Raw genomic sequence first — 25,710 nt, forward strand, 5'->3', positions numbered from 1 at the left:
CCGTCACCCGTGCCTACCCCTGGTCGCCGGCCGTGGCGAGCTTCTCGGCCTGAGCGGTGGCCAGCGCGGCGACCGCGTCGGCGTCACCGGTCTCGGTGCCGCCGACGGCGGTGGAGGTCTGGAGGATGGCGTTGGCCGACTGGACGAAGACCTGGTGCATGACGACCGGGACGTCGTTGACCGTCGTCTCGATCTTCACCGCGAGGGCGCGGTCGCCGAGGTCGGGTGCGGAGACGACGGAGTACGTCTGCTTCGCGCCCGCGACGGTCGCCGAGTCGCACGTCTCGAGGGTCTTGGCCGCGGCGGCGATCTGGGCCTTGGCGTCATCGGCGGACTCGAACTCGTCGGCCACCGATCGCACGAGCGAGAACGACGTCTTGTCGGTCTTCTCGAACTCGGTCATGTACGTGTCGGTCGGGGTCGCGGGCGGCTCGTAGTCGCAGAAGTAGGTGCGGGCCCGGTCCTCGTCCGCGTCGGTCTGGATGAATCCCGGCTCCACCATGTCGTCCAGGGTGAGCAGGCTCGACCGGAGCTCGCTCCCGGCCAGGTGGGTCGCCGTGGGCGTCTTGGGCGACGTGCTTTCCGCCTCGTCCTGGGTCGAGCACGCCGAGGCGGCGAGGAGCAGAGCGGCGCCGAGCGCGAGCAGGTGGGTACGCATGGACGACGAGGTTAGGGACGGCCGGCCGCGCGGTCCTCCCAGATGCCCGGGATCGCCGTGTAAGGGCGGTGAAAGCGGTTTCCGGTGTGCTCTACCCGAAGCCGGGCCTTCCGCTCACGCGCCGGCGCTGAACGGAGCCCGCTTCGGACGTCCTTGGACGCACGAGGTGCTGCGGTCGATCCGCCCTGCCCCCCGCGCGTCGCCCTCGCGGAAGCCGGAGCCAGCATGTCACCCCGAACGGTCGCAGTCCTCGTCCTCGCCCTCGTCACCGCCGGCGCGGGCGTCCTCGCCGCGCCTTCCGGTGCGCGTGGGGCGTCGGTCTCCGAACCTTCGGAACGGCGACCTGTCGTCGCCGTCATCGGCGACTCGATCTCGTCCGTCGGACCCCGTGGGCGGTACGGCGACGGGTACGACGGCTCCCCCGCGGACCGTCCGCTCGTGTGGTGGTCGCACCTGGTCCATCCCGCAGGCGTGCAGCAGCACGACGTCCTCGACCTCGCCCTGGGCGGGACCGGCTACCTGCGCCGCAGCGACCGCCGGGTCGACGGCTCCTACGGACGGTGCGCCGGTCCGACGTTCATCGAGCGACTCGAGGCGGTGCGCCGGGCGCGGCCTCGCATCATCGTGCTCGCGGGCGGCAGGAACGACATCTACCGCTGCACGGCGGAAGGGACTCGGCGGGCGACCGCCCAGGAGCGGCACCGGGCGGTCGCGCGGTTCTACGCGGAGCTGGTGGACGTCGTGGACGACATCGGCGTTCCGCGCACGCAGGTCTTCGTCCTGGTCCCCTGGGGCTCCGCGGTCCCGGCAGGTCGGGCCGAGGTGGTGGAGCAGGTGGAGACCGCCGCGCGTGCCGCTCGGTTCACGTACGTCGCGGTCCCGCCGTCGCACTGGACGCAGCAGCTGGACGTCACCCACCCCGACGAGGCGGGTGGGAGACGGCTGGCCGACGTGGTGGCACGCGGCAGCTCATTGGACGAGTCCCTCGCGGCCGCGGTGCAGGACCAGCCCGTTCCGGCGCCCTCGCCGGCGCGGGCCGCGTCGCGGTCGACCACGTGCTCGACGGCGGAGCGGCGCGCGACGAGCCGGGGCGGCTGGGGACGCTCTGGTGCCGCGGGTCTCGTGTCCGCCCGACTCTCCGCGGTCTCAGCGACGCCGATGGCGCCGCCGCAGACGTCCGAGTCGTGGTGGCGAGCGGCCCGACGGGCCGGCGGACGGCCGGTCAACGCCCCGAGAGCAGGCGACGTGGCATGGTGGCCCGGCAGTGCCGCAGTGATGGGCCGCCCGCGCGAGCACGTCGCCGTGGTCCGATCCGTGGCGGACGGCGCGACGACGGTCTCGGTCACCGAGGCGGCATCCCCGACGAGGTGCTACCGGACCGTGTACACCGCTGGTGCGCTGCCCAGCGTCTACATCCGCATGCCGCGCGACTCCGGCACACCCCGCGGTGGGGTCACGTCCGTCGTGACGAGCAGACGCTCGTTGCGCCTGACCGGCTGGGCCGTCGATCCGGACGCGAGCCTGGCAGCCACCCGCGTCCGGATCACCGTGCGTGGACGCTCAGGCCGCGTCGTGACGAGACGGACGTCGCGGGTCCCGTTCGTGTTCAGGCTGCACCTGGACCTCGCGCGGTCCGGCGTTGGACGGGGGGCACGGGTCACGGTCGTCACGGAGGCGCTGAACCGTCGCGGCACGCACGGGCGGGCGCACCGACGAGTGGACTCTCGATCCGTGCGTCTGCGCTGATCGAGATCAGGCGGTGTAGTCGTAGAAGCCCTTGCCGGTGGCGATGCCCATGCGGCCCTGGTCGATGTACTCGCGCTTGATCGTCTCGGCGAACTCGCGCTTGACCGGGTCGTCGCTGTTGACGTTGAGGTTGTACGGCGTCTCCATGCCGACGACGTCGAAGATCTGGAACGGTCCGACCGGCGCACCGGTGCCCTTGCGCCAGGTGAGGTCGATCGTCTCGATGTCGGCCACGCCACGGACCCACAGGTCGGCGGCAGCGCTCAGCAGCGGCACGAGCAGCGAGTTCAGCACGTAGCCGGGCTGCTCCTTGAGCACGCGGATGGCGAGCATGCCGATCTCGTCGGCGAACGTCGCGACGGCCTCGAAGGCGTCCGCGTCGGTGCCGGGGTGGCCCATGACCTCGCCGGTGTTGTTGCGCCAGATCTCGTTGGCGAAGTGCAGCGCCAGGAAGCGGCCCGGACGGCCGGTCGACTCGGCGATGTCGCTGGGCAGCAGCGTGGAGGAGTTGGTGGCGAAGATCGTCTTCTCCGGCGCGACCTCGGCGACCTTGGCCCACGTCTGGCGCTTGATCTCGAGCACCTCCGGCACGGCCTCGATCACCAGGTCGGCGTCACGCAGGGCGTCGGCCAGGTCGCTGGTGGCGCGGATGCGGCCGATCGCGGCGTCGACCTTCTCGTCGCTCGCGCCGGGCAGGTCGGCCAGGTAGCGGGCGCGAAGGAACTCCCAGCGCTCGGGCAGCTTGGCCAGGGCGTCGTCGCTGACGTCGTAGGCCACGACGTCCTTGCCGTGGTAGGCGGCCTGGAGGATGATCTGCGACCCGAGCACGCCGGTGCCGAGCACGGTGAGGTTCTGCATGAGGTGTCCTTCCTGAAGCGGTTCGTCGCCAGGACGGCGGCTACTAGGTGCAGCGCGCGACCATCGTCGCGTGTTCCGGAACGTGAGGCACGAGACACCGGGCCCCGGTGCATGAGTCAGGCGGCCTGCTCCGGGGTACTGCTCGCGCGAGCACCGACCAGGAGGAGCCATGACGCAGGAGTTCCAGAAGGGCGACCACGTGACGTGGAAGAGCCACGGCGGCGAGGCCGAGGGTGAGGTCGTCCGCAAGATCACGTCCGACACCGAGGCCGGCGGACGCACGGTCCGGGCCAGCCAGGACGAGCCGCAGTACCTCGTGCGCAGCGAGAAGAGCGGCGGGGAGGCCGTGCACAAGCCCGACGCCCTGACGCGGAAGAAGGGCTGACCGGTGGCGCAGACGGACGAGGCCGTGGACGAGGTCTGGGACGACTGGCAGGACGCGGTGAACATGACCGCGACGCAGCTCGAGGACTTCCTGCAGACCGACGAGTCCCGGTCGGTCGGCGACAAGGGGTCGGGCGGTGAGTCGACCGGCCATCGGTCGGGTCGGCGCATCGTCAGCATCCTGCAGAAGAACAAGACCGAGCTGACCGCCGACGACGCCGCCCACATGCGCAAGGTCGTGGGCTACGTCCATCGGCACCTGGCGCAGCGGCCGGACGGCGACGTCACCGACACCGACTGGCGGTGGTCGCTCATGAACTGGGGCCACGACCCCGAGAAGCGCTGACTCAGACGTAGGCGCGGACGTGGTCGACCCGCAGGCGGGGCGCGAACCCGTCGGTGCGGTCGACGGCGAAGTCGAACACGGCGATCATCGCCTGCATCGGGTACGCCGGGGGAGCGGACGTCTCGCGCACGACCTGCCCGTCGACCGCGAAGACCGCGCGGTCGCGCGTCCAGTCGACGGCGTAGTCGTGCGGCTCGCGCACGTCGATCGCCACCGGCACGGCGGCGAAGTCCTCGGTGACGGCCGGGTCGCGGAAGGCGTGCACGCCCGCGCCGACGTCCGCGCCGGCCGATGACACGGTGCGGCCGAAGACCTCGGCGACGCAGATCTCCGCGCTGCGCTCCGGCTGGTCCTCGAGGCCCACGAGCCAGAACGCGGCCATGCTGTCGGCGTCCAGCTCCATGCGCGCCCGCACTTCCAGGTGGCCGCCGGCGAACGCATGCCCGACGAACGTCCGCTGCTGCTCGCGCACGAGCAGGCCGTCGCGGTACGGCTGCTGCCCCTGGGTGCTGCCGACCGGCCCGGACAGGTTGCCGCTCTGGACGCCCGACACGCGCAGCAGCGGCGTGTGGTCGTCGCCGCACCAGGGCTGCTGGTCGGGGGCGACGCTCAGGTCGAGGTGCGAGTCGGCGACCGCGTAGGTCGCCCGGGTCTGGGCGAGCGACGACCAGGCGGGCAGGTAGTGCGGCAGCCACACGCGCTCGTCGAGCTGGTCGCCGTCGAAGTCCTCGTCCAGGACGAGTCGTGACGGGTCCGGTCGGTGCAGCTCCACGGCGGTGGCCTCCTCGGGACGGGACGGGCGCTCGTCGCCGGCACGGTACCGCGATGCGGGTCGGGGAGCGCATCCCCAGGGAGTGGGGGCCGGCCGCCCCGGCTCAGTGGTCGCCAGGTCTGATCCGCAGGCGCTCGGCGATGCGGGCGAGTGCGGCACGGTCCTCGGCCGGCAGGGGGTCCAGGACGAAGTCGCGCACGGCGCGCACGTGCGTCGGTGCGGCGCGCACCACCATCTCGTAGCCGGCGTCGGTCAGTGCCGCGACGGTGTAGCGGCCGTCGTCCGGGTCGGGGTGGCGCTCGGCCCAGCCCTTCTGCTCGAACCGCTTCAGCACGTTCGAGAGCCGGGGAAGGGAGCCGTTGGTGATGTAGGCGAGCTCGCTCATGCGCAGGCGCCGGTCGGGGGCCTCGGAGATCGCGCTGAGCGACATGTAGTCGAACAGCGTCAGCCCGAACCGGCGCAGCGGCGCCTCCAGCCGGCCGGGCATCAGCAGCGCGATTGAGATGAGGCCGGTCCAGGCCGCCTTCTCGTCGGCGTCGAGCCAGGCGGCGGGCTCCTCGGCGGGGGAGTCGGCGGTCATGCGTGCATGCTAGCTGCGGCGAATTGAGTTCACAGTTGAAGTCATATAAGTTCAAGCGTGAACTCAATCGGAAGGACACGCACATGACCATCGAGATGATCGATCCACCCCGCCTGCCTCAGGTGCCGCTCTACCGCCAGGTGTCCGTGGCCACCGGGTCGCGACTCGTCCACGTCGCCGGACAGGTGGGCTGGGACGCTGACGGCGCCACGGCCAGCCTCGACCTGGCCGACCAGGTCGAGCAGGCGTACGTCAACGTTGCCGCGGCCCTCGAGGGCGTGGGTGGCTCGTGGGACGACGTGGTCGACCTGACCGTCTTCGTCGTGGACTGGCGTCCCGAGCGGATGCCGGAGCTGGTCGACGGGATGGAGCGCGCCTTCGCCCGCCTGGGCAAGCGCTTCGTGCCGCCGGGCACGATGATCGGCGTCGCCACGCTGGACGTCCCGGAGCACCTCGTCGAGCTCAAGGTCACCGCCGTCCTCGAGTGAGCCGGCTTCCGGCCGTGCCGCCGCCGAACGGGCCATGTCGGCGGTACGGTCGGCCCATGAGCGAGGACTGGAGGACCGGGCTCGTCGACCGCCTGCGGGGCCTGGTGCGGTCGGCCGACCCGGACGTGGTGGAGGACGTGAAGTGGCGCAAGCCGTCCAACCCCGACGGCGTGCCGGCCTTCTCGTGCGACGGCCTGCTGTGCACCGTCGAGACGTACCAGGACAAGGTGAAGGTCACCATGGCCCGCGGCGCGTCGCTGCCCGACCCGGCCGGGTTGTTCAACGCGAGCCTGGACGCCGGTACCCGCCGGGCGATCGACCTGCGTCAGGACGACGAGCTGGACGAGCAGGCGTTCGTGGCCCTGGTGCGTGAGGCGATCGACCTCAACCGCGCCTGAGCCGCGTCAGTCGAGGCAGAACTCGTTGCCCTCGGGGTCGGCCATGACCAGGTGCCCCGCGGACATCGGCGGCTCGGGCTCGAACCGGCGCAGCCGCGACGCGCCCAGCCCGACCAGCCGGTCGGCCTCGGCCTCGAGCGCGGCCATGCGGGTCTCGCCCTGCAGGCCCGGCGCGGCACGGACGTCGAGGTGGACGCGGTTCTTGCCCGACTTCGCCTCCGGCACCTGCTGGAAGAACACGCGCGGCCCGGTCCCTTCCGGGTCCTCGATCGCCGAGCGCGTGTTGCGCAGCGCGGGCGGGACCCCGAGCGAGGCCAGGAAGTCGTCCCAGGCGTCGAGCGGGTCGGTGCCCTCGGGCACGGTGACGCCCGGCGGGCCGGGATGGACGTACCCGAGCACGTCGCGCCAGAACGTGGACAGGGCGCGCGGGTCGTGCGCGTCGAACGTGACCTGCACCTGACGGCTCATGTGGACCTCCCGGGTCGGTGGACGCCTCCATGCTGCGCCCCACCACCGACAGGACGCGGCGGGACGCGGCTAGGCGTTCTCCCACAGCCCGATCAGGTTCCCCTCGGGGTCGGTGAAGTACGCAGCGAAGCCCATGTCGCCGACCGGGGTGCGCTCACCCACGGCCCGGCCGCCCGCCGCCTCGATCCGGCGCAGCGTCGCGTCGATGTCGGCCACGTCCACGACGATGTTCGGTCCCTTGCCCGGGAAGTCGTCGGTGCGCTCGAACATGCCGCCGTTGATGAACCCCGGCTCGGTGGGTCCGGACGCCTGCTCCGTCGGCCCGGTCCGCACGAGCGTGTAGCCCATGCCGGGCATGTGCTCGACGTGCCAGTCGAAGACCTCGGTGTAGAAGGCGCGGGCGCGGTCGCCGTCGTCGAACGGGATCTCGAAGTGGACGACTCGTCCGGTCATGGCGGACCTCCCTGGTGGCGTGCCTCCAGTGAACGACCGGCGCCTCGCTGCCGTCAACGACCGTGGCGGACGGTCGGCGGGGTCCGCCGTCCGTCCGCCACGTCGTCAGTGGGGCCGGGTGCTCACGGGTACAGACCGCGCAGACGGTGCGCCTCGGCGACGCGGCGCACGGCCAGGCACGTGGCCGCCGTCCGCAGCGTGACGCCGCGCTCGGCCGCCTCGTTCATGACGTCCGTCCAGGCCGACGTCATGCGCTGGGCGAGCCGTTCCTCGACCTCCTCCTGGCTCCACCAGTAGGCCTGGTTGGCCTGCACCCACTCGAAGTACGACACGACGACGCCGCCGGCGTTGGCCAGGATGTCCGGCACCACGGTGACGCCGCGCTCGGCCAGCACCGCGTCGGCCTCCTGGGTCGTCGGGCCGTTGGCGCCCTCGACGACGACGCGGGCGCGCACGAGCCCCGCGTTCCCGGCGTGGAGGACGCCCTCGACGGCGGCCGGCACGAGCAGGTCGACGTCCGCGGTGAGGATGTCCTCCCCGTCGACCGGGTGGCCGCCGGCGAAGCCGACGACCGAGCCGGTCTCGTCGACGTGCGCCTCGAGGGCAGCGACGTCCAGGCCGTCCTCGTGGGCGACGCCGCCGTACTGGTCGCTGACCGCCAGCACGCGGACCCCGGCCTCGGCCAGGAAGCGGGCGGCACCGCGGCCGACCTTGCCGAAGCCCTGCACCGCAGCGGTGCAGGCCGCCGGGTCGAGGCCGACGTGGCGCAGGGCCGCGAGGGAGACGTGCACGACGCCGCGGGACGTCGCGCTCGGCCGGCCGGCCGAGCCGCCCAGGCTGGCCGGCTTGCCGGTCACGACGCCGAGGACGGTGTGCCCGGCGGCCACCGAGAAGGTGTCCATCATCCAGGCCATGACCTCCTCGTCGGTGCCGATGTCCGGGGCGGGGATGTCCTTGGCCGGGCCGATGAGCGGCATGATCTCGGAGGTGTAGCGTCGCGTCACCCGCTCCAGCTCGGCGCGCGAGTAGAGCCGCGGGTCGATCGTGATGCCGCCCTTGGCGCCGCCGTACGGGACGTCCAGCAGGGCGCACTTCCAGGTCATCCACATGGCGAGGGCGCGCACCTCGTCCAGGTCGACGTCGGGGCTGAACCGCAGGCCGCCCTTCGCCGGGCCGCGCGACAGGTTGTGCTGCACGCGGTGGCCGGTGAGCACCTCGATCGTCCCGTCGTCGCGGCGCAGCGGGATGCTGACCGTGACCTCGCGCCGCGGCACGGCGAGCATGTCGATGAGACCCGGCTCGAAGCCGAGGATCTGCGCCGCCTCCGCGAGCTGGGAGCGTGCGTCGTCGAGCGGGTTGTGCTGGCTGGCCTGGCGGGATCCGTCCGCGGTCGTGGTCATGGGTCCTCCTCGTCCTCGCCAGTCAGTCTGGAAGGCGGCGTCCATGCTGTCCAATACTTGTTCGGGCTGACATCCATGCCTGAGGGGCATGTGTCGCCGTGCCCCGCGGGACCGGCCGGGCTAGCGTGGCCGGACCCGAGCCAGGAGGTCTCCGTGCCGGACGCGAAGGACGTCGAACGCAGCGACGACGGTCGCTACGTCGTGGTCGACGGACGCCGCTGGCGGGCGAGCGACCCGAGCATCCCCGACGCGCTGCGCCAGGAGCTGGTCGACGAGCTGATGGCCGCCCGCCGCGCCGTCCGGGCGAAGGAGCCTGACGCCCGCGACCGGGTCCAGGACGCCAAGGTGGCGCTCGGCGAACGTGGCCCCCGGTGGTGGGACGAGCCGAGCGACGACGACGTCGCGACCCGGACGGAGGCGACGATCCGCGCCCTGCTGCGCAAGCGGGACGGCCGCACGATCTGCCCCAGCGACGCCGCGCGGGTCGTGGGCGGCGACGGCTGGCGCGGCCGCATGGACCAGGTGCGGGCCGTGGCCGCCGACCTGGCCCGGCGCGGCGAGCTCGTGGTCACCCAGAAGGGCGTCCCGGTCGACCTCGAGGCGGGCGTGAAGGGTCCGGTGCGGCTCGCCCGCCCCGAGGACGTCGACGCCTGACCGGCGCGCTCAGCTCCCGTGCGGGTCGAGCCGGTTCAGCGTCGCGACGACCTGGTCGTAGTCGCCGCGCGCCTCGCCGTAGCGCAGGAACTTCACGTTCTCGACCTGGATCTCGGTCGCGTCCGGATGGGACTCGACCAGCTCGACGACCTCGCTCACGAAGGCGTCCAGGGGCATCGCGAACGGGCTCTCCTTCTGGCCGGGCATGAGGTCGGTCGCGACCGATGGCGGCTCGAGCTCGAGCACCTCCACGCCGGTCCCGCTCAGCTGCAGCCGGATGCTCTCGCTGAGCATGTGGATGGCCGCCTTGGTCGCGTTGTAGGTGGGCGTCACCTTGAGCGGCGCGAACGCGAGTCCGGACGAGACGGTCATGATCGTCGCGTGCGGCCGGGTGCGCAGGTGGTCGATGAACGCGTCGACCAGCCGGATCGGGCCGAGCAGGTTGGTGGTGACGGTCTCGGTGGCGCTCTCGGCGAAGCCGGACGTCGTCCAGTCCTCGGTGCGCATGATGCCGGCCATCGTGACGAGCACGTCCAGGTCGGGGTGCTCGGCCGTGACCTGCTCGGCCGCGGCGGCGATGCTGGCCGGGTCGGTGGTGTCGATCGCGACCGTGCCCAGGCCGTGCTCGGCGGCGATCTGCTCGAGCCGGCCGGTGCGCCGGCCGCCGACGACGACCGTGGCGCCCTTCTGCTGCAGGGCGACGGCGAGCGCGAGGCCGATGCCGCTGGTCGCGCCGGGGATGAAGATGGTGCTGCCGTGGATTCTCATGCCTCGAGTCTTCGCACCCGGCGCCGGCCGGGCCAGGGTCGGCTCATCGGGGGACCGGCGGTCCCTGCCTGCGCGGGCGCGGCTCGGGCATGATCGGCGCATGGACCGTCCTGCCCTCGCCGAGTTCCTCGTGCGCCGCCGGAGCGAGCTGCGGCCGCGCGACGTCGGTCTGCCGGACGGGGCACGCCGACGCACGTCCGGACTGCGGCGCGAGGAGGTCGCGAGCCTGGCGCTCATGTCCACCGACTACTACACGCGGCTGGAGCAGCAGCGCGGTCCGCAGCCGAGCACGCAGATCCTGGCGTCGATCGCCCGCGCGCTGCGCCTCACCCCGGACGAGCGCGACTACCTGTACCGCGTCGCCGGCCACGACGCCCCGGCGCGCGAGGCGCCGACCGAGTACGTCGCGCCCGCCTTGCTGCGCGTCCTGGACCGGCTCTCCGACACGCCGGCGCTGATCCTGAACCCGCTGGGGGAGGTGCTCGTCCAGAACGGCCCGGCGCGGGCGCTGCTCGGCGACGCGTCCGGGTACACCGGCCTGGAGCGCAGCGAGGTCTACCGCTGGTTCGCCCGCCCCGAGACCGAGCGGCAGCGCTACCCCGAGGACGACCGTCCGCGGCAGAGCCGGGCGCAGGTCGCCTCGCTGCGGGCGGCGTACGGCTCGATGGGCGCGGACTCGCGGGTGGGTGAGCTCGTCCGCGAGCTGCAGCGGATCAGCCCCGAGTTCGCCGACCTGTGGGACCGGCACGAGGTGGCCCGCCGCTTCGCCGACCACAAGGTGCTGATCCACCCCGAGGTGGGACCGATCGAGCTCGACTGCCAGGTGCTGCTCACCGAGGACCAGACCCAGGCGCTGCTCGTCCTGACGGCGGCCCCGCGCACCGAGGACGAGGAGAAGCTGCGCCTCGTCTCGGTGCTCGGCACCCAGCAATTCTCCGACGCCCGCTGACGCGTCCGACCGCCGGGCCGCGGTGTGCGGGCGAGGGCCACAATGACCGGGTGGGCCTCCGGGCCGTCCCGAGCGCGAGGAGCGACAGCATGGATGATCGTCAGCAGGTCGACCTGGTGGTCGTGGGCCTGGGCCCCGGCGGCGAGGCGCTGGCCACGGGGGCGGCGAAGGCGGGGCTGCGGGTCGTCGCGGTCGACAAGCACCTGGTCGGCGGCGAGTGCCCGTACTACGGCTGCATCCCGACCAAGATGATGCTCCGCGCGGCGGACGCCCTCGCCGAGGCCGACCGCGCCGGCACGCTCGCCGGGGACGTCACCGTCGTCCCGTCCTGGACCCCGGTCGCGCGGCGCGTGTCGCAGGACGCCACGGCCGACTGGGACGACCGCGCCGCGGTGGAGCGTCTCGAGGCGGCCGGCGCGACCGTGCTGCACGGCGCCGCGCGGCTCGACGGCGCGCGCCGGGTCGTCGTCGACCCGGCCGGTGGTTCCGGCCCGCTGACCTTCGAGGCCAGCCGTGGCGTGGTGCTCAACCCGGGCACCCGGCCGGCCGCGCCGCCGGTGCCGGGGCTTGAGGGCACGCCGTACTGGACGAACCGCGACGCGGTCCGCGCGACCGAGCTGCCCGGCTCGCTCGTGGTGCTCGGCGGCGGCCCGATCGGGTGCGAGCTGGCCCAGGTCTTCGTCCGGTTCGGCGTCCGCGTGACGCTCGTGCAGCGCGGCGAGCGGCTCCTGCCCGGCGACGAGCCCGAGGCGTCCAGGCTGCTGCGCGACGTGCTCGAGGGCGAGGGCGTGGAGGTGCTCACCGGTGCCGAGGCGTCCGCGGTCGAGCACGCCGAGGGCGTCTTCACCGTGACGCTGCAGGACGGTCGCCGGCTCGAGGGCGACCAGCTGCTCGTCGCGGCCGGCCGCCGGTCGAACCTGGACGGCACCGGCCTGGAGTCCGTCGGCCTATCCGCGGACGACCTCGCCGTCGACGAGCGGCTCCGTGCCCAGGACGGGCTCTGGGTGCTCGGGGACGTCACCGGCCACGGCGCCTACACGCACGTGTCGATGTACCAGTCGGCCATCGCCCTGCGCGACGTGCTCGGTGAGGACGGCGCGCCCGCTCGCTACGAGGCCGTGCCGCACACGACCTTCACCGACCCCGAGGTGGCCGGTGTGGGCCTGACCGAGTCGGCAGCGCGGGCCGCGGGCCTCGCCGTGCGTGTCGGCACGGCCGACCTCGGCGCGTCCTCGCGCGGGTTCACGCACGGTCCCGGTGCGGTCGGGCTGGTCAAGCTCGTCGAGGACGCCGACCGTGGCGTGCTGGTCGGCGGCAGCGTCGTGGGCCCGGCCGGCGGCGAGATCCTGTCGATGATCACCCTCGCCGTGCACGCCGCGGTGCCCGTGTCGACGCTGAGCACGATGATCTACGCCTACCCCACCTTCCACCGGACGATCGAGTCGGCGCTGGCCGACCTCGAGGCGTAGCCGACCGAGGCACGACGGGCGCTCCGAGCCGAGGCTCGGGGCGCCCGTCGTCGTCCGGGGCGGTCGGTCAGTCGAGGCCCTGGGCGGCGAGCCAGTCGGCCGCGATCTTCTCCGCCGGCAGCTTCTCGTCGACGCTGCGCTGGTTCAGGTCCACCAGCGCGTCCGTGGTCATCGCCGCGCTGACCTCGTCGATGACCGCGGCGGCGTCGTCGTCGACGTCGTCGCTGGCCACCGGGACGACGTGGGAGGCCAGGAACAGGCCCTCGGGATCCTCGAGGCTGACCAGGTCGTTCTTCTTGATCGACGGGTCGGCCGTGTAGATGATCGCCAGCTGGACGTCGTCGTCCTTGAGCGCCTTGACGGTGAGCGGTCCGCCGCCGTCCTCGATCGGGGCGAAGTCCGCCTTCACGCCGTAGGCGTCCTGGAGTCCCTTCGGTCCGTTGGGCCGGTTCTCGGCCTCGGAGTTGGCGCCGAGGGTGAGCGGCTCGGTGACCTTCGCCAGGTCGGCGATCGTCCTCAGGTCCCACTTCTCGGCGAACTGGCGGGTCACGACGTAGGAGTCCTGGTCGGTCGCGTCGGCCTGGTCCAGGACGCGCAGGCCGTCGGGCGTGGCGTCCTCGAGCGCGGTGTAGACCTCGTCGGTGAGCCGGGCCTTCGTCTTCGGCTCCCAGTACTGGAGCAGGGGACCGGTGTACTCGGGGAACAGGTCGATGTCGCCGGACTCGAGCTCGGGCACGTAGGCCTCGCGCTGGCCGATGCGGAGCTGGCGGTCGACGTCGTGCCCCTCGGCCTCGAGCGCCTGGGCGTAGATCTCGGCGACGATCTCGTTGGAGTAGTAGTCCTGCGAGCCGACGACGATGGTGTCGCCGTCGCCACCGCCGCTCGACAGCGGGTCGGAGCCGCCGCACGCGGAGAGCACGAGCGCGGCGGCGGTGCCGGCGACGAGGCCGGCGGTCAGACGGGAGCGGGACATGGGGCTTCCTTCGGTCAGGCACCGAGCCGGGAGTCGGCGGCGGTGCGTCGGGCGAGTCCGGTCGCGCGGCCCTGCGCGACGGCCAGCAGACGGTCGAGGACGAGTGCGAGCAGCGCCACGAGGATGGCGCCGCCCAGCATCAGCGTGTAGTCGCGGGACTTGAGTCCGGAGAACAGGTACCGGCCCAGGCCGGTGTCGGAGGTGTACGCCGCCAAGGTGGCGGTGGCCACGACCTGCAGGGTCGCGGCGCGGAAGCCGCCGACGAGCACGCCGGCGCCGAGCGGCAGCTCGACGTGCCGGACGATCTGCCGCTCGCTCATGCCCATCGCCCGTGCGGCGTCCACGGCCTCGGGGTCGGCCGACTCGACGCCGGCGTAGGCGCCGGCGAGCAGCGACGGGACGGCCAGGGCCACGAGCGCCAGGAGCGGGGCCCAGACCCCGACGCCGAGCAGCAGGGCGAGGAGGGTCAGCAGGCCGAGGGTCGGGACGGCCCGGACCGCCCCGGCCAGCGCCACGACGACGCCGCGGCCGCGGCGGGTGTGACCGATGAGCACGCCGAGCGGCACCGCGGGCACCGCGGCCAGCAGGACGGCGGCGACGGTGATGGCCAGGTGCTGGGCGACGCGCACGGCGATGCCCTGCGAGCCGCCCCAGCTGCTGGGGTCGAGGATCCAGGCCAGCGCGTCCAGGAAGGTGCTCACCGGACGAGCTCCGGCGGTGCGGGAGCGCGCACGGACCGGCGCCGTGGCTGCCACGGGGTGAGCACCCGGCCGAGGACGACGACCAGGGCGTCCAGCGCGAGGGCCAAGGCCATCGTGACGCCCACACCGATCGCCACCTCGCTGGTGATGCCGCGCTGGAAGCCGTCGGTCAGCAGGGTGCCGAGGCTGGAGATGCCGACGAGCGCGCCGATGGTGACCAGGCTGACCGTGCTCACCGTGATGACGCGCACGCCCGAGATGAGCACCGGCACGGACAGCGGCAGGTCGACGCGCCAGAACAGCGCCGACCGGCCGTGCCCGGTGGCCGTGGCCGCGTCGCGGACCTGCCCGTCGACGGAGTCGAAGGCGTCCGTGGCCGTGCCGACCAGCAGCGCGGTGCCGTACAGGGTCAGCGCGACGACGAGCGTGAGCGGCGAGCGCAGCGGGATGCTCAGCACGAGCGGGACGACGATGAGCAGCGGCAGGGCCGGCACGGCGTACACGACGCTCGCGAGGGCGAGGACGGGCTGGCGCAGGCGCGGACGCCGGTGGGCGACACGGCCCAGGGCGACGGCCAGGACGACGCTCGCCGCGATCGCGGGCAGGGCCAGCAGCAGGTGCCGCCAGGCGAGCTCGACGACCCAGGCGGCGTTGTTCTGCAGCCAGGTCACTGCAGGATCCCGAGCGGACGCCCGTTCGCGTCGACCACGACACGGCGCCCGTCGATCTCGGACGTGCTGAGGGTGCGGTCGGGGCGATCGGCACCGACGAACTCGCGCACGAACGCGTCGGCCGGTGCGGCCAGGATGTTCTTCGGGGTGCCGGACTGCGCGACGACGCCGCCGGCCCGCAGCACGACCACCTCGTCGGCGAGCCGGAAGGCCTCGTCGACGTCGTGGGTCACGATCACGACGGTCTTGCCGAGCTCGGCCTGCAGGCGCAGCATCTCGTCCTGCAACTCGCGGCGGACGATGGGGTCGACGGCTCCGAAGGGCTCGTCCATGAGCAGGATGTTGGGGTCGGCGGCCAGGGCCCGGGCGACCGCGACACGCTGCTGCTGGCCGCCGGAGAGCTGGGCGGGGTAGCGGCGGCCCAGGGACGGGTCGAGCCCGACGAGGGCCAGCAGGTCGGCGGCCGCGGCACGCGCCGCGCGGCGCGGGGTGCCGCCGAGCACCGGCACGGTCGCCACGTTGTCGACCACGGTGCGGTGGGGGAGCAGGCCGCCGGCCTGCGGCACGTAGCCGATGCGCCGGCGCAGGGCGACCTTGTCGAGCTCGCGGACGTCCTGGTCGTCGATCAGCACGGCGCCGCTCGTGGGGTCGACCATCCGGTTGACCATGCGCAGGAGGGTCGTCTTGCCCGACCCGGACGACCCGACCAACGCCACGGTGGTGTGCGACGGCACGACGTGCGAGAACCCCGCGACGGCCACGGTGCCGCCGGGATAGGTCTTGCCGACGTCCCGGAACTCGATGCCCACGCAGGTCTCCCTCGGCTCGGCGATCGGCCGTCGCCCACCCTAGCGACGTGCACTGACAACGGCGCGTCGTCGGACGGCCCAGCTCAGGCGAGCCAGCCGCGGCTGACGACGACCTCGGTGCCGGCCGGCAGGACGACGTCCTCACCGTGGGCGACGCGCTCGGCGAGGGAGCAGAGGCGGTCGGTGTCGTAGGCCGGGTCGCCGCCGGCGCCGCCGCCGTCGGGATGCCACTCGGCCGTCCAGCCGTGGCCGCGCAACATCGCGTACGGCCCGGTGACGACGGAGAGCACGGAGTCGTCGACCGCCTCGAGCAGGTCGGCCGAGCCGGTGTCGCAGGCGTCGCAGCCGCAGTCGGGCCAGCCACCGACGACGAAGTCGGGACGGTCGAGGGCGACGTCGAGCACCGGCAGGGGCGGTCCGGACTCGCGGGCGACCTCGATCTCCACGAGCAGCAGCGGACGGGCTCCGGAGGCCGTCGGCACGAGCCGGCTCCCGCCCACCACGACACGGGACGGGTGCTCGGGGTCGGGAAGCGAGCCGAGCGGCTCGACCCGGACGCCCAGCCGTTCGGCCAGCACCTCGGTCCAGACCCCCGCCCGCAGGTGCACGATCCGGTAACGGTCGGGGTCGGTGACGCGGGAGTACGCCTCGTCCGGTGGCACGGTCGTGTCCCAGTCGTACGCCGGCTCCCAGCTCGGGCCGTCGAGCATGGCGTAGCGCTGCTCGACGAGAGCCTGCAGCTCGTCCGCAGTCGTCATGGCGCGATCATGCCGCGTCATGCCCCCGCACCGCAGCGCCTTTCGCGGGTCACAGGTCGCGGTGCAGGTGCTCCCGGTCGACCGTGTCCTCGGCGTCGGGACGACGGTTGAGGCTGACGATCGCGACGGCTAGGCCGCCCCACAGGATCACCATCGCGAGGACCATCATGACGATCGCACCGGTGCTCATCGGCCGGCCTCCTTCTCCGAGTCGTCCACCGGGGCGGGGGTGACGGGTGCGCGCCGGGTGAACGCGATGACCACCCCGACGACCAGCACCAGCGCCGCCGTGCCCCAGCCGAAGACGTTCAGCATCCAGGTGGGATGGCCCCCGTACGGCGTCTCGACGGTGTCGAGGAACTCGCTGAGCAGCACGTAGCCCAGCGCGAGCGGCGCCACGACGCCGACCAGCGCCATCCACACGCGACCGAGCTTCAGCGACCCGTGCCGGTTGAGGTGGGCCGCGAGGCTGGGCAGCGACCGGACGCCCCAGGCGAGCACGACCATCATCACGACGGCCGCGAGCAGGATGCCGAACCGGTTGATGAAGAAGTCGACGATGTCGAGGACGGTCAGGCCGCTCGTGGTCGAGAACAGCAGCACGCTCACGACGGTGGCCGGGATGCCCACGGCGAGCACCGCGGTGGTGCGTCCGAGGTCGAACCGGTCGCGGACGGCCGAGATCACGACCTCCAGGATGCTGATCAGCGACGTGATGCCGGCGATGAACAGCGACGCGAAGAACAGCACGCCGATCAGCGAGCCGCCGGCCGCCTCGCTGATGATCGTCGGGAAGGCGATGAACGCGAGCCCGATGCCGTTGCTGACGACCTCGTCCACCGCCACGCCGCCGGCCTGGGCCATGAAGCCGAGCGCGGCGAAGACGCCGATGCCGGCGAGCAGCTCGAAGCCGGAGTTCGCGAAGCCGACCACCAGGCCGGACCCGGTCATGTCGGTGCGACGCCCGACGTACGAGGCGTACGTGATCATGATGCCGAAGCCGATCGACAGCGAGAAGAAGATCTGGCCGTAGGCCGCCGCCCACACCGAGGCGTCGGTCAGCGCGCCCCAGTCGGGGCTGAACAGGGCGTCGAGGCCGTCGGCCGCGCCGGGCAGGAACAGGGACCGCACGACGAGGGCGCCGAACGCCAGGACGAGCAGCGGGATGAAGACGACCGACGTCGCGCCGATGCCCTTCTGCACACCCAGCCACATGATGACTAGCACCAGCGCCCACACGAGCAGCAGCGGGACGAGCACGCCCGGGACGACGTCCAGCGTCACGCCGGGGTCGTTCGCCTGGAGGAAGTCGCCGAAGAAGTAGCCCTCGGGGTCGTCGCCCCAGGCCTTGTCGATCGAGAAGAACGTGTAGCGCAGCGAGTAGGCGATGATCACCGCGTAGTAGACGGCGATGACGAAGCAGATGCCCACCTGCCACCAGCCGAGCGGCTCGGCCTTGCGCGACTCGCGCGCCAGCGACAGGGGAGCGGACCCGCGGTGCTTGTGCCCCAGCGCGTAGTCCAGGAACAGGAACGGCAGGCCGGCCGTGAGCAGCGCGACCAGGTAGGGGATGACGAAGGCGCCGCCACCGTTCTCGTAGGCGACGTAGGGGAAGCGCCAGATGTTGCCCAGCCCCACCGCCGACCCGATCGCCGCGAGGATGAAGACCTTGCGGGAGGAGAACGCGCCTCGGCGCGCCTCCTGCGTCTCGGCCGGTGCTGCGCCCTGGCCCGGGCCTGGCGTCGTCATGGTGTGAGCCCCCTCACGTCGGTGTCCGGTCACGGCATCGTAGGACAGACGGGCGGGCGCCGCTGCGGGGGCCTCGGCCGAGCGTCACGGGCGGCGCTCGGCCGCCCGCAGCAGGCGGGTGATCGTGCGGTAGCCGCGGCGCTCGGCGTGCTGCCGCGGCGTGACGCCGTCCCGGTCGGCGATGCTCGGGTCCGCTCCGGCGTCCAGCAGCGCGCGGACGACCTCCTGGTGGTCGCGCCCGCCGTCGCCGAGGATCACCGCCTCCAGCAGCGCCGTCCAGCCCAGGTCGTTGACATGGTCCAGGTCGACGCCGGTGCGCGCGACACGTCGGACGTAGTCGGCGTGCCCGCGCTCGCTGGCCGGGATGGGGGACAGCCCGCCGAACCGGTTGCGGATCGTGAGGTCAGGACGCGCGGGCAGCAGCGTCTCGAGCATCGCCACGCTGCCGGTGACGCCGGTGACCAGCCAGGGGGTGTCGTGCCGGTCGTCGAGGGCGTCCGGGTCCGCGCCCATCGCCACCAGCAGCCTGGCGACGGCGACGCGGTCGTGGGTCGAGGCGAGCAGCAGGGCGGTGCGCTCGTGCCGGTCGCGGGCCTCCAGGTCGGCCCCGGCGCGCAGCGCCACCGCGACGGCGTCCGCGTCGCCCCGCTCAGCCGCCCGGAGCAGGGCGCGGTCCGGGTCGGCCGGACGACGGGCGGACGTGACGGCCTGCAGCGTCCGCTCGAGCCGCTCGTGGCCGCGGCTCCGCGCCATCTGCAGCGGGGTCAGGCCGGCCGACGGCGAGCGCCGGTCGAGCTCGGCCCCTCCGGCGGCGAGGGCGCGGACCGTCGTCACGTAGGACGCGGTGTCGCGGCCGAGCCACACCGCCTCGTGGATCGCCTGGTAGCCGATGCGGTTGACGTGGTCGCGGTCGATGCCCGCCCGCAGCAGCGTGCCGACGACGTCCGCGTGGCCGCGCTCGGCCGCACGGATCAGCCCGGTGCCGTTCCAGCCGTCCTTGTCGTCGACGCGGGCGCCGTGGGCGAGCGTCAGGCGCAGCAGGTCGAGGTGGCCCTCGCTGGTCGCGACCAGGTACGCCGACTGCTGCGTGTCGTCCTTCGCGTTCACGTCGGCCCCCTGCTCGACGAGGCGGCGGGCGCGCGGCACGTCGTCGTCCCAGGCGGCGTCGCGCAGCCGCTCGTCCAGGCCGGGCTGCTCGGCCCGGCCGGGCACGGTCGGTGCGGTCGGGCCTGGCGACGCGCTGGGAGCCGTCGTTGACGGCGACGCCGCGGCGTCCTCGGCCGGACGCTCGGGAGTCGGGTCGGTCTCGCCGCCGCACGCGGCCAGCAGCAGGGCCACCGGCAGGACCGCGAGGGCGGTGCGGGTGAGGGAGGACGTGCGCTTCATGCTCGCTCCTGGGCGGGGGACCGGGACCCCACCACCTTCGCCCTCCGCGCGGGCCGCGGACGTCGGGCGGACGGCCACGGATCGGTAGCCGATCGGATGATGTCCGGCACCTGGTCGGCTGCCTAGAGTGGTCCGACCATGACCGCGTCCCCCGACCGTCCCGGCCCGGCCACGGGTGAGCACGGCATCCTCGCCCCCGCGCGGCTCGACCGTTGGCTGCTCGCCGTGCTGGTGGTGCTGCTCGTCGCCTCGGCCGTCCGGTACGTCGACCGCCACGGCCTCGGGCCCACCGGTGTCGCCGTCCTGGTCGGGGCCGCCGTGCTCGCCCTGGCCTACGCCACGCGCGGGCTGCTGGCCGGACGCGCGTGGTGGCCGACCGTGTGGGTCGTCGCCATGGTGCTGCTGTGGGCGGGGCTGACCGCCGTCGCGCCGTCGTTCGCGTGGTGCGCCGTGCCGGTCGCCTTCGCGGTGCTGCGTGTGCTGCCGTTCGCCTGGGCCGTCGGGGTCGTCGTGGCGATGACCGTGCTGCTCACCGCCGCGTGGCAGCGCATCGCGTCCGGGTTCGACCCCGTGCAGGTCGCTGGGCCGCTCGCGGTGGCGCTGGTGACGGTGCTGGCCTACCGGGCGCTCGACGTGGAGTCCCGGGCCCGGCAGGACCTGCTCGACCGGCTGCTGCTCGCCCAGGACGAGCTGGCCCGCGAGCAGCACCGCACGGGAGCGCTGGCCGAGCGCACCCGGCTGTCGCGCGAGATCCACGACTCGGTGGGGCAGGGACTGTCGAGCATCCACCTGCTGCTGCAGGCCGCCGACCAGGACTGGGAGGTCCGCCCGGAGCGGGCCCGTCAGCACGTCCGCGGCGCGGCGGCGACGGCGCGTGACGGTCTGGCCGAGGTGCGCCGGGTCGTCCGCGACCTGGCCCCGGGCGACCTGTCCGACGCCGCGGCGCTCGCCGAGGCGCTGCGCCGGGTCGCTGAGCAGGCCGGCCCGGCCATGGACGTCGAGGTGCGGGTCGACGGGGACCCGGTGCCTGTGGCGCCCGAGCGCGCCGCGGCGCTCGTCCGGACGGCTCGTGGCGCGCTGGCCAACGTCCGCGAGCACGCCCGGGCCCGGCGGGTCGTGGTCACGCTGACCTACCACCCCGACGAGGTCGTGCTGGACGTGCGCGACGACGGCCGCGGCTTCGAGCCGGCGCGCACGCGGCCGTCCGGCTCACGCGGCCGCGGGCTGGCCGGCATCCGCGACCGGGCCACGCTGCTCGGCGGCGTCGCCGACGTCGAGAGCGCACCCGGCGACGGCACGACGGTGTCGGTGCGCTTCCCGCTGGCCGGGGGAGCGGCGTGATCCGGCTCGTCCTGGTCGACGACCACCCGGTCGTGCGCGCCGGGCTGAGGGCGCTCGTCGAGGGCCAGGACGACCTCACCGTCGTCGCGGACGTCGACGGGCTCGAGCCCGCGCTCGAGGCCGTGCAGCGAGAGCACCCCGACGTGGTGCTGATGGACCTCAACCTCGGCGAGGGACGTCCCGGCGGCGCCCAGGTCACGGCCGCGCTGCGCGTCCTGCCCGACCCGCCCGAGGTGCTCGTCCTGACGACGTACGACACGGAGTCCGACGTCCTGCGTGCCCTCGAGGCCGGCGCCCGAGGCTACCTGCTGAAGGACGCCCCGCCGGCGGAGCTGTTCGCCGGCATCCGGGCCGCCGCCCGGGGCGAGACGGTGCTCGCGCCGTCCGTCGCCGCGACCCTCGTGCGCCGTGCCGCGCCCGGCGCGACGACCATCACCGAGCGCGAGGTCGAGGTGCTCGAGCTGCTAGCCCGCGGCCTGGGCAACAAGGAGATGGCCCGTGAGCTGTTCGTCTCGGAGGCGACGGTGAAGTCGCACCTGTCGCACGTCTACACCAAGCTCGGCGTCGACACCCGGGCCGGCGCCGTCGCCGCCGCCCTCGACCGGCGCATCATCCGGCGCTGAGGGCGACAGCCCCACGCTCGGACGGGCCGGACGGGGCTGTGGAGCGGGGCATCGAGCAACGGTAAGCCGTTCACAATATGGGCGGGGTTAGGTTGGCGCCAATGGCTAGATCGGTGACGTGCTCTTGAATGCGCATGCGGTGCCCCTCGAGCAGGGACCAATCGCTTTCTCGTAGCGAACCGGGAGTCTGCAACTCGTCCCTTAGAAGGGCCGAGATCGCGGAAGTTTCGTCGTAGATTTGCTTCAGCAGCCGGGCGGCGCCTGGCTCAAAAGTTGCGTAGGGTCGTGTGGTCGGCACGCCGACGTCATTGACTCCCTGGGTGAGAAGCCGGCGGATGCTAAGCATGGCTTCCTGCATGGCGTGCCAGTCTTCCTCGGCCGATCTGCGGTCGCGTATCGCCTTGCGGTCTAGGAAAGGGAGGACCGCCTTCTCGAGTTCTTCGCTGTCCGAGCGCAGATGGAACGGACTGATAGTTGACGCGAGACCGTGAAATGCTCGGTCGAGCTGGTCGAGAGCGGCTTCGCCTTGATTCTCGAGTTCAAGGCGCTTCTCGAGGGAAATCCCACGAATCTCGACCGTCTGTTTCGGTGTCGAGATCTTCGTCCAGGACGTAACCTTGACGTTGTTGACGCAGGCCAGTCCGATCACTTCAACCTTCTTGAGGGCCTCGAGACGGTTCTTCCGCTGGTTTAGTTCTTTAGCCAGCACCTCAATGGTCTTGTCGAACTTGGCCTTCCTCAGGTCAGCGGTCGCTTGAATGCCGTAGGCATGGTCCGGCGACACGATGTCGATACCTGGATAGTTGTTGCTTGTTGCGTTGAGATTCGTCCACTGCTCCCCGGTAATGGCCGATATAGCATCCGCAACGGCAGTCTCGGTGTACATCGAGATGTTCTGGCCGTGTCTGCCGAGCAGTTCGACCTGATACCGAATTGTCGCCAGATTGCGCAGGATGCGGGTCTGGGTCTCGACTTTGTTCATCCGCCCACCTCGGGAGACATGGCGCTTTCCATCGCCGTGACCCTATCCGCTGGTCGGGTCTCAGCCCGACGACGGATCATCTGTAGCGGGTCAGAGGCAGCCGCGTCGGCACTCCCACTTAACGTCGAGTTCAGGCGTTGCAGGACGTCCTGCTTGCGAAAGTTGTCGGAGTGGTGGTGGATGTCGTTGCCTCGTAGGGTCACGACCTCGCGGGCAGGGGCTTGCGGCTGTGGCTCCGGATCACCCGGTCGGCAGTGAGGTTGTGGCGTGTCAGCGCCTCGGTGACGGCGTCAGGTCGCTTCCACGCCTCGTCAACTGCGACCTCCGCGGCGAAGCCGATCATGCTCGTCTTGAGGCTATCGAGGTCGTCGGGAGTGATTACCCGGGTGCCCGCCGGCGCTGAGGCAAGGGCGTGGAGCCGCTCGCTCCGAGCCAAGAGGACCGGCACGACCTGATCTGTTTCGTTGACGCTGTTGTCCCAGCTGACGGCGCCGGAAAGCTGGTCCGTCTCCTCTTTCTTGATGTCGGTGTCGAGGCGTGTGGTCCCGGTCTTGAGCTCGATGACTGCGGACATCGTGGGAGTGAGGGGCCAGTGGCCGTCGGGTCCGCGCCCGGCGTCCTTCTCCGGGCGGGACGCCTCGAAGCCCAAGAGCAGGCCCACCTCCTTCATTGCCGCCTCGGCGGGACTGACGCGGTCCTGGTCCGGCGAAAAGACGAGGTCGTCGAGGATCTCCTGGACACGAAGCCGAAGGGCATTGCCGGTCTCAAACCTGGCGCTCATGTACTCCGAGGAGTCCTTGCCCTGCTGGGCGCGACCACGCACCTTGCGGGGGCCGAGGGCCACTGCGGGCATTAGGACGTTGCTATTGAGCTTCTTCGCCGCGGCGACAGTCTGCTGCGCAGCCTCCGGACTTACCTCGTGCTTGTAGGCGGCAACCTCTTCCAGTCGCCAACCGCGCTCGACAGGGTCGAGCCCGTTGGTCGCAGCGTTCAGCAGGTCAGCCGCGCCGCCAGGGTCGCCTGCGACGGCGGCATCCCAGGCGGTTCGCCGGGCTTGGGCGATGCGCGAGACGTGCCCCACCGGGTCGTACTCAGCGCCAGCGATGGCGCTACTGCTTAGCTCGAGCCAGGTTTCATGCCGGTCGAGGAACATGGTAAGGGCCTCGCGGACAGCATCCAAGCCTTCGTCCTCGATCTGGTCGGCGATCCGCTGGCTCAAGTCGATCTGAGCGAGCGTCGCGGGCGAAAACAAGCGTCGGTCGGCGCTGTCGATCAGGGAAAGGGCGAGCGGGTTTCCGATGAGGATGACCGCGCAGTGGTCCTCGGCATCGCGGATGCCGCGCCCCATGCCCTGTTCGAGCCGCTGGACCTTATTGATGCGCATGATGTCGCTGCCCGCCAGCGCGCCGGCTTCGCGCTGCTCACCGGGGTCGAGCGGTGTCGGTACGCCGTCGACGACCAGGAGTCGGCAGGCGTGGTGCGGGAGGTCGACGCCGTCGTACTTGTTGACGAGCACCACCAGGCCGATGTGTTCCCCGCTGCAGAGCCGCTCGATGGTCGGCTTCATGTCGCCGACGTGCAGGGTCGCGTTGGCGTAGGGCGCCCAGTGCGAGGCGCGCGCATCGCTGGGGACAAGTACAACCACATTCACGGGTTCAGCGTCTACCACGCCATCCCCGTCGCGGTCGCCGTGGGCGTAGTCGAACGCCATCTTACGGACGGTGTCGTCGATAATCGAGGGGTTGAGCGCCCCGGGCGCAAGGATCAGCCGGTCTCCGAGATCGGTGGCCCGCTCGGGCGTGATCGGCTGGCGGACCGAGTCGGCGTTGGCGCCGAGTTCGGTGACGAGGACGCCGTCATCGGCGAGGGTGGCCGTGAGGTACACACGACGCCTGGCCTGGTGGAAGGCCGGGATGAGGTGGATGGGCGGGCAGGGGGTCCGCAGTTGGAGGCCACGGTCGGAGATCGTGGCCACGGCCTTATCGAGGTGGTCGGCTATGAGTGGCCAGGTGAAGTAGATAGACTTTTGGGCGATCTGCTTGGACTTGCCGTCCTCGCCCCGTTCGCGGGCACGCTGCGCGTCCTCGGCAACCGACGCGGCGATGAGGTCAGTGATCTCTTTGTGCTTTTCACTCCACGACCAGAACGGGATGCGCAGGGGCGCACAGCGGTCGCCCTCCAGTAGTGCCGCGGCGTTCTTGTAGCTCTGACGCTTTAGCACCTCTCCGAAGACGGTTAGCGCCTTGGCAAAAGCCGGGTGGTCTGCCGGAACGGTGACGGTGAACTGCTTCCGGGCGACGGCGAGCGCGGCGTGTGCGTCGTCGACGATGACGGTGCCAAGGACGACGGCGTGTGGGTCACCGCTCAGACCGAAGACCGTGCGGCCGTTGATGACCTTGTGGAACGTGGCGACAAGGATTGCTCGCCCGGCCCGGAACACCTGGTCACGCGCGTCGGTGGTTACAGGGATACCGAGGCCCACGGCCTCGTCCACGACCTGCTGCACGAGGTAGGTGTCGGGGACCAGGTAGGCAACGGGGCCAATGCCCTCGTTCAGGCTCGACTTGCCGACCAGGAGACCCACCACAGTCTTGCCCCCGCCGGTGTTCTGCTTGATCACCAGGTCACGGTCCTGGTTGCGCCTCTCATGCCAGGTCTTGAGCACCTGGTCCTGCTCAACCCGCAGGCGCGGCCAGGGCTTCCTAGGCAGGCTGGTGAAAATGTCGCGGGGCTCGGTCAGGACGTCGGTCTTGCCGGTCTTGATGCGGCTGAGGTCGAGAGGCACGCGCGACTCCGAGAAGTGGGAACGGGCTCTGCATTCTACCTGGCCCGAGGTCCCAGCGCCTCAGTCGTTGCTCGTCGTTGTCGCGCAGGGACTACAACGCGGCTGCACGCGACGAGGAGCCCCTGCCGGACCGGGTGGAGGCTGGCACGTTCTTGCAACGCAAGGAAGCCCCGGTGAGCAGCGCCAGCTGCGATCGTGCACCACCGCCAGCGGGTCAATCCAGGCGGGTGCGGACCCGGCGCACAGTGGGCGGCGCGGGCGAGGGCCCGCCGGGCCTGGACCTGGTGCCTGTCGGTCCTGTCGCCGCCGTCCTTCGAGCGCTTGCGGTGGATCGGGTTCGACACCTACTGGCAGATGACCTTTCCCGAGGGTGTCGGCTCCGGTCGGACCGCCGGCAAGCTGGAGCATCCGGGCACCGGGGGCGTCCGAATCACCCGGTCCGGGCGAGCATCTGGGCGAGCCGCAGCCGCACGATCGACTCGCGGCCGTGGACCTCGGTCGCCGACGTGCCCTCGCTCCGCGACGCGTCTGACCCGCGATC

At 72.1% G+C, this 25,710-nt stretch carries 28 protein-coding genes; 10 read left to right on the plus strand and 18 right to left on the minus strand.

Annotated elements, in window-relative coordinates; translation table 11 throughout:
- Positions 1 to 13: 13 nt before the first annotated feature.
- Positions 14 to 658 carry a hypothetical protein gene (locus HGAM_RS14720; protein ID WP_019146261.1) on the minus strand — a complete coding sequence of 215 codons (645 nt, stop codon included), beginning with the start codon at positions 656 to 658 and terminating at the stop codon, positions 14 to 16.
- A gap of 225 nt (positions 659 to 883) precedes the next feature.
- On the opposite strand from HGAM_RS14720, the gene HGAM_RS14725 reads away from it, so the two are divergent.
- Complete coding sequence (locus tag HGAM_RS14725; RefSeq protein ID WP_147543772.1) at positions 884 to 2,404, plus strand: GDSL-type esterase/lipase family protein; 1,521 nt, start codon at positions 884 to 886, stop codon at positions 2,402 to 2,404.
- A gap of 6 nt (positions 2,405 to 2,410) precedes the next feature.
- On the opposite strand, the gene HGAM_RS14730 is transcribed toward HGAM_RS14725, so the two are convergent.
- Complete coding sequence (locus HGAM_RS14730; protein ID WP_019146263.1) at positions 2,411 to 3,262, minus strand: 3-hydroxyacyl-CoA dehydrogenase; 852 nt, start codon at positions 3,260 to 3,262, stop codon at positions 2,411 to 2,413.
- Positions 3,263 to 3,431: 169 nt separating this feature from the next.
- On the opposite strand from HGAM_RS14730, the gene HGAM_RS14735 reads away from it, so the two are divergent.
- Positions 3,432 to 3,647: a hypervirulence associated TUDOR domain-containing protein gene (locus tag HGAM_RS14735; protein WP_019146264.1), complete on the plus strand. Its 216-nt coding sequence runs from the start codon at positions 3,432 to 3,434 to the stop codon at positions 3,645 to 3,647.
- A 3-nt stretch (positions 3,648 to 3,650) separates the two neighbouring features.
- Positions 3,651 to 3,992, plus strand: a complete 342-nt coding sequence (locus tag HGAM_RS14740) for a DUF3140 domain-containing protein (RefSeq protein ID WP_019146265.1) — start codon at positions 3,651 to 3,653, stop codon at positions 3,990 to 3,992.
- A 1-nt stretch (position 3,993) separates the two neighbouring features.
- On the opposite strand, the gene HGAM_RS14745 is transcribed toward HGAM_RS14740, so the two are convergent.
- Positions 3,994 to 4,764 (minus strand): glycoside hydrolase family 16 protein, encoded by a 771-nt coding sequence (locus HGAM_RS14745; protein WP_019146266.1) that lies wholly within the window; start codon positions 4,762 to 4,764, stop codon positions 3,994 to 3,996.
- A 103-nt stretch (positions 4,765 to 4,867) separates the two neighbouring features.
- Entirely contained in the window at positions 4,868 to 5,344 is a 477-nt protein-coding gene (locus HGAM_RS14750; RefSeq protein WP_019146267.1) for a MarR family winged helix-turn-helix transcriptional regulator, read from the minus strand.
- 83 nt (positions 5,345 to 5,427) lie between these two features.
- On the opposite strand from HGAM_RS14750, the gene HGAM_RS14755 reads away from it, so the two are divergent.
- Together HGAM_RS14755 and HGAM_RS14760 are read left to right on the plus strand one after the other, a co-directional pair.
- Entirely contained in the window at positions 5,428 to 5,832 is a 405-nt protein-coding gene (locus tag HGAM_RS14755; protein ID WP_019146268.1) for a RidA family protein, read from the plus strand.
- Between the two features lie 56 nt (positions 5,833 to 5,888).
- The gene (locus HGAM_RS14760; protein ID WP_019146269.1) at positions 5,889 to 6,230 is read left to right on the plus strand and encodes a DUF1801 domain-containing protein; all 342 of its coding nucleotides are present in this window, start codon (positions 5,889 to 5,891) and stop codon (positions 6,228 to 6,230) included.
- Between the two features lie 6 nt (positions 6,231 to 6,236).
- Here the strand turns inward: HGAM_RS14760 and HGAM_RS14765 are convergent, their stop codons facing one another.
- The 3 genes from HGAM_RS14765 to HGAM_RS14775 all read right to left on the minus strand — a co-directional run bounded on the left by HGAM_RS14765 (position 6,237) and on the right by HGAM_RS14775 (position 8,551).
- A complete protein-coding gene (locus tag HGAM_RS14765) occupies positions 6,237 to 6,698 on the minus strand; it encodes a VOC family protein (protein ID WP_019146270.1) in 462 nt (153 codons plus the stop codon).
- 69 nt (positions 6,699 to 6,767) lie between these two features.
- Complete coding sequence (locus HGAM_RS14770) at positions 6,768 to 7,151, minus strand: VOC family protein (protein WP_019146271.1); 384 nt, start codon at positions 7,149 to 7,151, stop codon at positions 6,768 to 6,770.
- 122 nt (positions 7,152 to 7,273) lie between these two features.
- On the minus strand, positions 7,274 to 8,551 hold the full coding sequence (locus tag HGAM_RS14775) for a Glu/Leu/Phe/Val family dehydrogenase (protein ID WP_019146272.1): 1,278 nt from the start codon (positions 8,549 to 8,551) through the stop codon (positions 7,274 to 7,276).
- Between the two features lie 153 nt (positions 8,552 to 8,704).
- Here HGAM_RS14775 and HGAM_RS14780 point away from each other — a divergent pair, with 153 nt between their 5' ends.
- On the plus strand, positions 8,705 to 9,205 hold the full coding sequence (locus HGAM_RS14780) for a DUF3253 domain-containing protein (RefSeq protein WP_019146273.1): 501 nt from the start codon (positions 8,705 to 8,707) through the stop codon (positions 9,203 to 9,205).
- A 9-nt stretch (positions 9,206 to 9,214) separates the two neighbouring features.
- On the opposite strand, the gene HGAM_RS14785 is transcribed toward HGAM_RS14780, so the two are convergent.
- The gene (locus tag HGAM_RS14785; RefSeq protein ID WP_019146274.1) at positions 9,215 to 9,973 is read right to left on the minus strand and encodes an SDR family oxidoreductase; all 759 of its coding nucleotides are present in this window, start codon (positions 9,971 to 9,973) and stop codon (positions 9,215 to 9,217) included.
- Between the two features lie 100 nt (positions 9,974 to 10,073).
- Here HGAM_RS14785 and HGAM_RS14790 point away from each other — a divergent pair, with 100 nt between their 5' ends.
- Positions 10,074 to 10,922 carry a helix-turn-helix transcriptional regulator gene (locus HGAM_RS14790; protein WP_019146275.1) on the plus strand — a complete coding sequence of 283 codons (849 nt, stop codon included), beginning with the start codon at positions 10,074 to 10,076 and terminating at the stop codon, positions 10,920 to 10,922.
- Positions 10,923 to 11,011: 89 nt separating this feature from the next.
- Positions 11,012 to 12,391 (plus strand): dihydrolipoyl dehydrogenase family protein, encoded by a 1,380-nt coding sequence (locus HGAM_RS14795; RefSeq protein WP_019146276.1) that lies wholly within the window; start codon positions 11,012 to 11,014, stop codon positions 12,389 to 12,391.
- A 67-nt stretch (positions 12,392 to 12,458) separates the two neighbouring features.
- On the opposite strand, the gene HGAM_RS14800 is transcribed toward HGAM_RS14795, so the two are convergent.
- The 8 genes from HGAM_RS14800 to HGAM_RS14835 form a co-directional block, all read right to left on the minus strand.
- On the minus strand, positions 12,459 to 13,364 hold the full coding sequence (locus HGAM_RS14800) for an ABC transporter substrate-binding protein (protein WP_019146277.1): 906 nt from the start codon (positions 13,362 to 13,364) through the stop codon (positions 12,459 to 12,461).
- A gap of 14 nt (positions 13,365 to 13,378) precedes the next feature.
- Complete coding sequence (locus tag HGAM_RS14805; RefSeq protein ID WP_038951866.1) at positions 13,379 to 14,065, minus strand: ABC transporter permease; 687 nt, start codon at positions 14,063 to 14,065, stop codon at positions 13,379 to 13,381.
- Positions 14,062 to 14,736, minus strand: coding sequence for an ABC transporter permease (locus tag HGAM_RS14810; RefSeq protein ID WP_019146279.1), 675 nt, complete (start codon positions 14,734 to 14,736; stop codon positions 14,062 to 14,064). The genes HGAM_RS14805 and HGAM_RS14810 overlap by 4 nt, the downstream gene beginning before the upstream one ends.
- Positions 14,733 to 15,539, minus strand: coding sequence for an ATP-binding cassette domain-containing protein (locus tag HGAM_RS14815; protein WP_049798397.1), 807 nt, complete (start codon positions 15,537 to 15,539; stop codon positions 14,733 to 14,735). Before HGAM_RS14815 ends, HGAM_RS14810 begins: the two co-directional genes overlap by 4 nt.
- 89 nt (positions 15,540 to 15,628) lie before the next feature.
- The gene (locus HGAM_RS14820; protein ID WP_019146281.1) at positions 15,629 to 16,303 is read right to left on the minus strand and encodes a DUF6226 family protein; all 675 of its coding nucleotides are present in this window, start codon (positions 16,301 to 16,303) and stop codon (positions 15,629 to 15,631) included.
- A 49-nt stretch (positions 16,304 to 16,352) separates the two neighbouring features.
- The gene (locus HGAM_RS20165) at positions 16,353 to 16,493 is read right to left on the minus strand and encodes a methionine/alanine import family NSS transporter small subunit (protein ID WP_019146282.1); all 141 of its coding nucleotides are present in this window, start codon (positions 16,491 to 16,493) and stop codon (positions 16,353 to 16,355) included.
- Positions 16,490 to 18,052, minus strand: a complete 1,563-nt coding sequence (locus HGAM_RS19590) for a sodium-dependent transporter (RefSeq protein WP_019146283.1) — start codon at positions 18,050 to 18,052, stop codon at positions 16,490 to 16,492. The genes HGAM_RS20165 and HGAM_RS19590 overlap by 4 nt, the downstream gene beginning before the upstream one ends.
- Positions 18,053 to 18,136: 84 nt before the next feature.
- Complete coding sequence (locus HGAM_RS14835; protein ID WP_019146284.1) at positions 18,137 to 19,438, minus strand: ankyrin repeat domain-containing protein; 1,302 nt, start codon at positions 19,436 to 19,438, stop codon at positions 18,137 to 18,139.
- A 138-nt stretch (positions 19,439 to 19,576) separates the two neighbouring features.
- On the opposite strand from HGAM_RS14835, the gene HGAM_RS19595 reads away from it, so the two are divergent.
- Together HGAM_RS19595 and HGAM_RS14845 are read left to right on the plus strand one after the other, a co-directional pair.
- Positions 19,577 to 20,779, plus strand: a complete 1,203-nt coding sequence (locus HGAM_RS19595; protein ID WP_019146285.1) for a sensor histidine kinase — start codon at positions 19,577 to 19,579, stop codon at positions 20,777 to 20,779.
- Positions 20,776 to 21,402: a response regulator gene (locus tag HGAM_RS14845; protein ID WP_019146286.1), complete on the plus strand. Its 627-nt coding sequence runs from the start codon at positions 20,776 to 20,778 to the stop codon at positions 21,400 to 21,402. The genes HGAM_RS19595 and HGAM_RS14845 overlap by 4 nt, the downstream gene beginning before the upstream one ends.
- 70 nt (positions 21,403 to 21,472) lie before the next feature.
- Here HGAM_RS14845 and HGAM_RS14850 read toward each other — a convergent pair whose 3' ends face one another.
- Both HGAM_RS14850 and HGAM_RS14855 read right to left on the minus strand, forming a co-directional pair.
- Positions 21,473 to 22,384, minus strand: a complete 912-nt coding sequence (locus tag HGAM_RS14850) for an SMEK domain-containing protein (protein ID WP_019146287.1) — start codon at positions 22,382 to 22,384, stop codon at positions 21,473 to 21,475.
- Positions 22,385 to 22,583: 199 nt separating this feature from the next.
- Positions 22,584 to 25,169, minus strand: coding sequence for a helicase C-terminal domain-containing protein (locus HGAM_RS14855; protein ID WP_019146288.1), 2,586 nt, complete (start codon positions 25,167 to 25,169; stop codon positions 22,584 to 22,586).
- Positions 25,170 to 25,710 lie beyond the last annotated feature (541 nt).

Source organism: Aeromicrobium massiliense JC14, from assembly GCF_000312105.1.
Lineage (GTDB): Bacteria > Actinomycetota > Actinomycetes > Propionibacteriales > Nocardioidaceae > Aeromicrobium > Aeromicrobium massiliense.